The organism is Rhizobium sp. rho-13.1 (assembly GCF_007000305.1).
Classification (GTDB): Bacteria; Pseudomonadota; Alphaproteobacteria; order Rhizobiales; family Rhizobiaceae; genus Rhizobium; species Rhizobium rhododendri.
Genome location: NZ_SCFL01000010.1, coordinates 160,746 through 168,897 on the forward strand (window position 1 = coordinate 160,746; position 8,152 = coordinate 168,897).

Consider the following 8,152-nt stretch of genomic DNA (forward strand, 5'->3'; position numbering starts at 1 on the left):
TTTTGTTATGACAGTCGTTCGAGTGAAGGTGGTAGCGTCAATCGCTGCTCGCAGGCGATGTCGGCAAGCAAGGGCTTGTCCGGATCGATATCGGGAATCGCCGCGATCAGGGCTGCGGTGTAGGGATGCTTCGGCCGGGCGAAAACCTCTGCGCAGAGCCCCTCCTCGACGATCTCGCCGCGATACATGACGACGACCCGGTCGCAAAGATTGCGCACGATGGCGAGGTCATGGGCGATGAAGATCAGCGTCAGGTTCATCTTCCGCTTCAGATCCCGGAACAGTTCGATGATCTGCGCCTGGATCGTCACGTCGAGGGCGGCGACGCATTCGTCTGCGATGATCAGTTTCGGATCGACGGCCAGCGCCCGGGCGATCCCCGCCCTCTGGCATTGCCCGCCGCTCATGCTGCGCGGCCGGCGGTTGGCAAACTCACGCTCCAAGCCGACAAGGTCCAGAAGCTCGCCGATCCGCGCCGGAATATCGGTGGCAGAGGTCTTGCCCTGCACGCGCAGCACTTCGGCAAGCATGTCGCCGATGCGCAGCCGGGGATTGAGTGCGTTGTAGGGATCCTGAAACACCATCGCCGCCTCATGGCGCAACTTGTCGAGGGCGGCGCGCCTCTGCTGGGCAAGATCGATACCCTCGAACGAGACATGGCCGGAGGAGATCGGTGTCAGGCCGAGAATGGCGCGGGCGAGCGTGCTCTTGCCGCTGCCGGATTCGCCGACCACCCCGACACTTTCGCCGGGCATGATCCGCAGGCTCACGCCGGAAACCGCAGTGACAGTTTTCGCGCCAGCCTTGAACAGCCCACCGCCCAGGGCAAAGCGCACATAGAGGTCGTCCACCTCGAGAAGCGGCCGCTCAACCGGCTTTGCGGCGCTGACGCATCCGACGGAGAACGGCGCCTCTTCGACGATAGAAGGATGGCTGGCGATCAGGCTGACAGTATAGGGATCGCGCGGCGCGGACAGGACCTGGCGCTTCGACCCCGTCTCGAGCAATCGTCCGCCACGCAGCACGGCGATCCGGTCGCAGGTCTGGGCAACGATGCCGAGGTCATGGGTGATGAGAATGATCGAAAGGCCGCGTTTGTCGCGGATGTCCATCAGCAGCCGCAGGATCTGCGCCTGAATGGTGACATCGAGGGCAGTCGTCGGCTCGTCGGCAATCAGGATCTTGGGATTGCAGGACAGCGCAACCCCGATCATTGCGCGCTGCCGCATTCCGCCGGAAAATTCGTGGGCGTAACTGTCGTACTGGCGGACTGGATCGGGCAGCCCGACCTGGCCCAGAATGTCGATGGCTGCGGCCTTCGCGTCACGCGGGCTTGCATCCTGATGATAGCGGATACCTTCGGCAATCTGATCGCCGATCCGCATGACGGGGTCGAGGTGGCTCGTCGGGTTCTGGAATATCATGCCGATCTCCGCCCCCCGGACCTTCAGCATCTCGACGTCGCTGATTTCGGTCAGGTCGCGGCCATCCAGCAGCACGGAGCCGCTGTCGATCTTCAGGCGCGACGACGGCATCAGACGCACCAGCGAGCGGCAGAACAGGCTCTTGCCGGAGCCGCTTTCGCCGACGAGCCCGACAATCTCGGCCTTGCCGACGTCGAGCGAGACAGCATCGATGAGCGTCCTCTCCTCGCCGAGGCCATGCAGCCTGACGGTCAGATCCCGGACAGAGAGAAGGGGACTGATCATTCCTGTACTCCGAAGAGTTCGCCAAGCGCATCGCCGAGCATGCTGAAACCGAAAGCCAGGAGGACGATGGACAAGCCGGGAAACAGCGTGATCCACCAGGCCGTCGTCAGGAAGCTCTGTCCCTCGGCCACCATGACACCCCATTCGGCAAGCGGCGGCTGCACGCCGAGGCCGAGATAGCTGACTGCGGCGCCGCTGAGGAGAACCAGCACTGCATCCGACATCGAGAACACCAGCGATCCGGCGATAGCATTGGGTAGCAGATGCCGGAACATGATGCGCGGGCGGCTGAAACCGAGGCTGACGGCCGCGACCGCGTAGTCGCTGCTTTTCAGCACCAGCATCTGCGCACGGATGAGCCGCGCATAGGACACCCATCCCACCAGCGCCATGGCGATATAGAAGCTGCCGAGCCCAGGTCCGAGGATGGCGATAATCGACAGCATCAGCACCAGAAAAGGGAAGGCAAGGATGATATCGACGAGCCGCATGAAAACCGCGTCGACCGGCCCACCGAAGAAACCGGCGATAGTGCCGACCGTCGTGCCGATCATGAAGGGAAAGAGAACCCCGATCACCGCAATCTGTAGATCGATCCGCGTACCCCAGATGACGCGGGACAGGATATCCCGCCCGAAATTGTCGGTGCCGAAGGGATGCAGCAACGTCGGTGCCTGCAGACGCACATCGGCGGCCTGGAGGACCGGGTCGTAGGGCGCAATCAACGGTGCGCCGACTGCCACGAGCACGAAGAAAAGCAGGATGCCCGCGCCGATGGCCAGGGTCAGCCGGCCCCCGAAGACGCGGCGCCAGCCGAACGCAGTGGAAAACGCCAATGGCACACTCATAGCCGCACCCGCGGATCGACCATCACCGTCGCGATATCGGCAATGAAGTTGATGAACACCGTGGCGCAGGCAAAGACCATGGCGACACCCTGGACCACCATGTAGTCGCGGGAGAAAATGGCGCGGACCAGCAGTTGCCCCATGCCGGGCAAGGCAAAGACGGTTTCGACGACCACGGTCCCGCCGATGAGCCATCCGATGTTGACGGCAAGCAGGTTGATGGTCGGCAAAAGAGAGTTAGGCAGGACGTGGCGCCAGAAGACGGTGCTTTCCGGCATGCCCCTCGCCCGCACCGCAGTTGCGACGTCGGATTTCAGGCCTTCGATCATCGCGGTGCGCAGGCTGCGGGTGAGAACGGTGGAGAGCGACAAGGCAATGGTCAGGCTCGGCAACAGCAGATGGGCGGCCTTATCGCCGAGCGTATTGCCGTAGCCGGAGACCGGCAGCCAACCGAGATCGACGCTGAAGAGGATGATTAGCATCAGCCCCAGCCAGAACGGCGGGAAGCCGATGCCGAACGTCGAGACGACGCGAATGATGTGGTCGGGCGCGCGCCCATTGCTGCGCGCCGCAATCGCTGCCAGCGGCACGGCAATCAGCACCGACAGGACGACGCTTGTCGCGACCAGTGCCAGCGTCGGCTCTATACGGGTGAGGATGAGCTTGAGCACGTCGATCTTGTAGAGGATGGATTTGCCCATTTCGCCATTGGCGAGATTGCGCAGGAAATAGAAGTACTGCACCCACATCGGCTCATCCAGGCCGTACTGGGCGCGGATATTGGCGATGGCACTGGGCGTCGCGCGGGTACCGAGAATATTGCGCACTGGATCGCCGGGAATGAGACGGACGAGGATGAAGGTGATGACACTGATGCCGAACAACACGGGCACGAACTGCAGCGGCCGGGTCAGGATGAACTTATAGCGATGCATCGTGGCGCACTCCCCCTCGCTCCAGCCGGACCTCTTTGCACTCACATGGCATCAGGCAGCCTTTTGCCGGGTCAGGAAATCGAGAAGCGCCGGGTAGTAGGCGCCAGGATTTTCGTAGAACGGCATGTGGCTGGCGTTGGAGAAAACCTTCAGCTCGGCATTCGGCAGGGCCAGCTTCATGCGCAGGGCACAGGCCGGCGTCAGTTCGTCGTGCTCGCCTACCGTGATCAGCACCGGCAGCGTCAGTCGCCCCAGATCCGGGATGCGGTTCCAATCCTTGAGATTGCCGATATAGAGGAACTCGTTCGGCCCCTGCATCGCCATGTAGGGTGCCATGTTCCAGTCATCGAGCGAGCGGCGGACAGGCGCCGGCCATTCGGCAAGCCGGCAGACATGGCGGTAGCTGAGGATGGTCAGCACCGCCTGGTATTCGGGATGGTCGTAGGTCCCTTGCGCCTCGTGCTTCTGCATCATCGCCACGGTCTCGGGCCCGAGCGCCGCCCGCAACCGGTCCAGTTCCTGGATCAGATGCGGCATGTCAGCGACAGTGTCTTCGAGAATGAGGCTAAGGAGATTGTCCGGGTAGCGCAATGCATAATCGATGGCGAGCCAGCCGCCCCAGGAGTGACCGAGCAAATGCACCTTGCCGAGGCCCAGCGCCTGGCGGACCGTCTCTGTCTCCTCGACATAGCGCTCGATTGTCCATAGCGCGGCGTCGTCCGGCCGATCCGATGCCCCCGTCCCCAGCTGGTCGAAAGTAACGACCCTATATCCCTTTGCGGCAAGGCAGCTGTGCGCTTCACGAAGATAGTCGCAGGCAAGCCCCGGTCCGCCATTCAGGCAAAACACCGTTTCACTGCCGCTGCCGAAGCTGTAAGCCACGACCTTGAAGCCGTCGACTTCGACCTCGTAGCGGGCGTCCGGCTGCATTTCATGCCACATCGATGGGGCTCCAGGAAGATTTCTCTTGCTCAACTTTTGGGCATGACTAAATTTTTACCGGAAACCGGCTGCGTTACCAGCTATAAGAAGTGATAGGTCGCGGTTCGACGACCGGGGAAACAGCGATGCTCGATGAGATTGGGACGATCCGACGGCAGTTCACTGCCCACAACACCCTTGACGGGCGCATCGACCACGCGTTCGAGGCGATCAAAAGGCTCGGCTTTGAGGCGCTGATCTACGACTACACGCCGGTGCCCTACGACCTCGACGGCGGCATCATGCTTCCCTCGCTGCTGAAGCTGCGCAATATCTCCGACGACATGCACGAATACTGGTTCGACCGCGGTTATTTCCGGCTCGACCCGGTACAGCAGGTAGCATTGCGCACCTCGACGCCGTTCTTTTGGGACTACGACCGGCGCGCCGGTACGGTCATCAACAGGTTCATGAGCGAAGCCAGCGAACCCGTTGCCCGCTATCTCAGCGAGCACGACATGTCGACGGGCGTCACCGTGCCGGTTCACATGCCGCGCGGCGACTATGCAACAGTTACCGGCATCAGGTTGGGGCAGAACGGCGACTTCAAGAAACATGCCCTGCGTTACATCGCCGACTTCGGGCTGCTTGCCCATGTCTTCCACGAGGCGGCCTTTTGCCTGTTCGACAATTCTGCCCTGACGGTCGCCAAGATGCGGTTGACAGAGCGGGAGCGGGAATGCCTGCGCTATTCCGCCGAGGGACTTTCGGCCAAGGAAATCTCGCGGATCATCGAGCGCTCCGTACCGACCGTCGTCATGCACCTGAATGCCGCTGCCCGGAAGCTCGGCGCCAGAAACCGCACCCAGGCCGTCGTCCGCGCCACCCATTACCGGCTGCTGGAAACCCTGCCATCCTATAACTTGTGATAGCTGCCAGTGGCACTCCTCCGCCTCTATGCTGCTCCCGATAGTTCATCGAGATGGAGACGCAGGTGGCCGACATGACCTCGAAAGAAGATTATCTGCCGTTCCGGACCTACCGGACCTGGTTCCGCATCACCGGATCGCTCGACAGCGACCGGCTACCGCTGGTGGTGGCCCATGGCGGTCCCGGCTGCACCCATGACTATGTCGACGCATTCAAGGAGATCGCGGCCCTGGATGGCCGGGCCGTCATCCACTACGACCAGCTTGGCAACGGCAACTCGACCCGCATGCCGGACAAGGGCCCGGACTTCTGGACGCCCGCCTTGTTCCTTGAGGAACTCGACGCTCTTCTCACCCATCTCGGCATCCAGCACCGCTATGCCTTTCTCGGGCAGTCCTGGGGCGGGATGCTCGGCGCGGAACACGCGGTGCGGCAACCAGACGGCCTGACGGCGCTCGTCATCGCCAATTCCCCGGCCAACATGCACACCTGGGTAACGGAGGCCAACCGCTTGCGCGAAGCATTGCCACAGGACGTCCAAGACACCCTGCTCCGCCACGAACGAGCAGGCACGCTTACCGACCCCGACTATATCGCCGCCTCACGCGTCTTCTACGACCGCCACGTCTGTCGGGTCACCCCCTGGCCTCCCGAAGTGGCCCGGACCTTCGAGATCATGGAAGAAGACAACACAGTCTACCGCAACATGAACGGACCGACCGAATTCCACGTCATCGGCACCATGAAAGACTGGACGATCGAGGAGCGGCTGGGCCGGATCACCGCCCCGACGCTGCTGATCTCCGGAAAATACGACGAAGCGACGCCGCTCGTGGTCAAGCCTTATGTCGACCGGGTGCCTGATTGCCGATGGGTGCTGTTCGAACATTCCAGCCATATGCCGCATGTCGAGGAAAAGAATCTCTGCATGCAGACGGTCTCCGCATTTCTCTGCGCGCACGATTGATCCCAAATTACAGGGCTTACGGCATCTGTCATCGAGACAAGCCGCCAGCCAGCGATGAACAAGGGGCAGTACGGGCCGCAATTTGTGGGCCGCAGAGGAAAATCGGCCTGCAACGGCAATGCCGGCACATTTGCTGTTGCAGGCGGGGAGTGAATTGTGTATCCCCGCCTCACCAACGGTTCGGAGTGTAGCGCAGCCTGGTAGCGCATCTGGTTTGGGACCAGAGGGTCGGGAGTTCGAATCTCTCCACTCCGACCAATTTCAGCTTTTAAAGCTGACCTTTCCCCTTTTATAATTTGTGATGTTGTGGTGCGGCCCTTGCCGTAGGTGCTTTTGCGTTGTTGGCGCGAACCGCGAACCCTTCGTCGCTTGCCCGGCGTCTTGGGTGACTTTCCCACGCCTTTTGTCACCCCCTTCCCCATTCCGTCTTCCGACCAAGGCATACGGTCGACAATCCACATGCCGCCGCAAATTCGGCATCGACATTAAAATACAAACTGTATACAACGAAGCATCGCCGCGAGACCGCTGCTGACCGACACCATGATGGAGAGTGCAATGACTTCCAATATTTTCACCGGCTGCATTCCGGCCCTGATGACGCCATGCAATGCCGACCGCAGCCCCGACTTCGACGGTCTCGTGCGCAAGGGCAAGGAACTGGCCGCGGCCGGCATGTCTGCCGTGGTCTATTGTGGATCGATGGGCGACTGGCCACTGCTGACGGACGAGCAGCGGATGGAAGGCGTCGAGCGCCTGGTGAAGGCCGGTCTTCGCGTCATCGTCGGTACCGGCGCCGTCAACACCCGGATGGCAGCCGCTCACGCAGCCCACGCCCAGCGCGTCGGCGCCCACGGCCTGATGGTCATACCGCGCGTGCTGTCGCGCGGCACATCGGTTTCGGCCCAGCGCGCCCATTTCAAGACGGTTCTCTCGGCTGCCCCAGAACTTCCGGCTGTCATCTACAACAGCCCCTATTACGGCTTCGCCACACGCGCAGACCTGTTTTTCGAACTCCGCAACGAACACAAGAACCTCATCGGTTTCAAGGAATTCGGCGGTCCGTCCGACCTTCGCTATGCGGCTGAAAACATCACCAGCCGCGACGACGGCGTCACATTGATGGTCGGCGTCGATACCGCGGTCTTCCACGGTTTCGTCAATTGCGGCGCGGCTGGCGCCATCACCGGGATCGGCAATGTCCTGCCCCGCGAAGTCCTGCATCTTGTTTCCCTGTCCGAGGCCGCAGCCGCCGGCGATGCAAAGGCCCGCGCCCACGCCCTGGAACTCGAAGCGGCGCTTGGCGTGCTGTCCTCCTTCGACGAAGGCCCGGATTTGGTTCTCTACTACAAGCACATGCTCGTGCTCACCGGCCATCCCGAATTCACGCTGCACTTCAACGAAACGGACAGCCTGTCCGACAGCCAGCGCGGTTTCGTCGAAAAGCAGTTTGCTCTGTTCCAGACCTGGTATGCCGATTGGTCGAAGCAGTTTGCCGCAGTCGGCGAAAGCAAGGCCGCCTGAGGCTATAGAACTTCAAAACTCGTTGCCAAGGCTCAGCAAAAATTGCCGCGAGCCTTGGCGACCTCTTGACCGATGCCCGAACTATTTACCTCGAAAAAACCATTTTTACGAACGTTCAGCCATTTGCAGTAATGAGCAGTCGGTAGCTTATCGGTAGTAAAAAGGCACAACGCTTCCATTGCTCAGACCTTAGCGTGGCCGAATTGACAACGCGGGTATCATGTCTAGCAAATCGCCATCTACCATGCTCTCACCCTGTCTGCTCGCGTCTACCGGCATTGGCCCTTGCGAGCGACATCAGCATCGGGCCGATGGCGA

At 61.4% G+C, this 8,152-nt stretch carries 7 protein-coding genes and 1 tRNA gene; 4 read left to right on the forward strand and 4 right to left on the reverse strand.

From position 1 onward, the window contains the following. Positions 1 to 5: 5 nt before the first annotated feature. From EQW76_RS20725 to EQW76_RS20740, 4 genes are read right to left on the reverse strand one after another with little or no spacing between them, the layout of a single operon-like run. On the reverse strand, positions 6 to 1,709 hold the full coding sequence (locus EQW76_RS20725) for an ABC transporter ATP-binding protein (protein WP_143123173.1): 1,704 nt from the start codon (positions 1,707 to 1,709) through the stop codon (positions 6 to 8). Then, on the reverse strand, positions 1,706 to 2,557 hold the full coding sequence (locus EQW76_RS20730) for an ABC transporter permease (protein WP_143123174.1): 852 nt from the start codon (positions 2,555 to 2,557) through the stop codon (positions 1,706 to 1,708). Before EQW76_RS20730 ends, EQW76_RS20725 begins: the two co-directional genes overlap by 4 nt. Continuing rightward, on the reverse strand, positions 2,554 to 3,492 hold the full coding sequence (locus EQW76_RS20735) for an ABC transporter permease (protein WP_143123175.1): 939 nt from the start codon (positions 3,490 to 3,492) through the stop codon (positions 2,554 to 2,556). The genes EQW76_RS20730 and EQW76_RS20735 overlap by 4 nt, the downstream gene beginning before the upstream one ends. A 51-nt stretch (positions 3,493 to 3,543) precedes the next feature. Then, positions 3,544 to 4,434 (reverse strand): proline iminopeptidase-family hydrolase, encoded by an 891-nt coding sequence (locus tag EQW76_RS20740; RefSeq protein ID WP_143123176.1) that lies wholly within the window; start codon positions 4,432 to 4,434, stop codon positions 3,544 to 3,546. Positions 4,435 to 4,559: 125 nt separating this feature from the next. Between EQW76_RS20740 and EQW76_RS20745 the strand changes: the two genes are divergently transcribed. The 4 genes from EQW76_RS20745 (at position 4,560) to EQW76_RS20760 (ending at position 7,834) form a co-directional block, all read left to right on the forward strand. After that, positions 4,560 to 5,342 carry a LuxR family transcriptional regulator gene (locus EQW76_RS20745; RefSeq protein WP_143123177.1) on the forward strand — a complete coding sequence of 261 codons (783 nt, stop codon included), beginning with the start codon at positions 4,560 to 4,562 and terminating at the stop codon, positions 5,340 to 5,342. Positions 5,343 to 5,395: 53 nt separating this feature from the next. Continuing rightward, positions 5,396 to 6,310 (forward strand): proline iminopeptidase-family hydrolase, encoded by a 915-nt coding sequence (locus EQW76_RS20750; protein WP_161991071.1) that lies wholly within the window; start codon positions 5,396 to 5,398, stop codon positions 6,308 to 6,310. 181 nt (positions 6,311 to 6,491) lie between these two features. Beyond that, positions 6,492 to 6,568: transfer RNA gene (locus tag EQW76_RS20755), tRNA-Pro, on the forward strand. 300 nt (positions 6,569 to 6,868) lie between these two features. After that, complete coding sequence (locus EQW76_RS20760; RefSeq protein ID WP_143123179.1) at positions 6,869 to 7,834, forward strand: dihydrodipicolinate synthase family protein; 966 nt, start codon at positions 6,869 to 6,871, stop codon at positions 7,832 to 7,834. Positions 7,835 to 8,152: the final 318 nt, after the last annotated feature.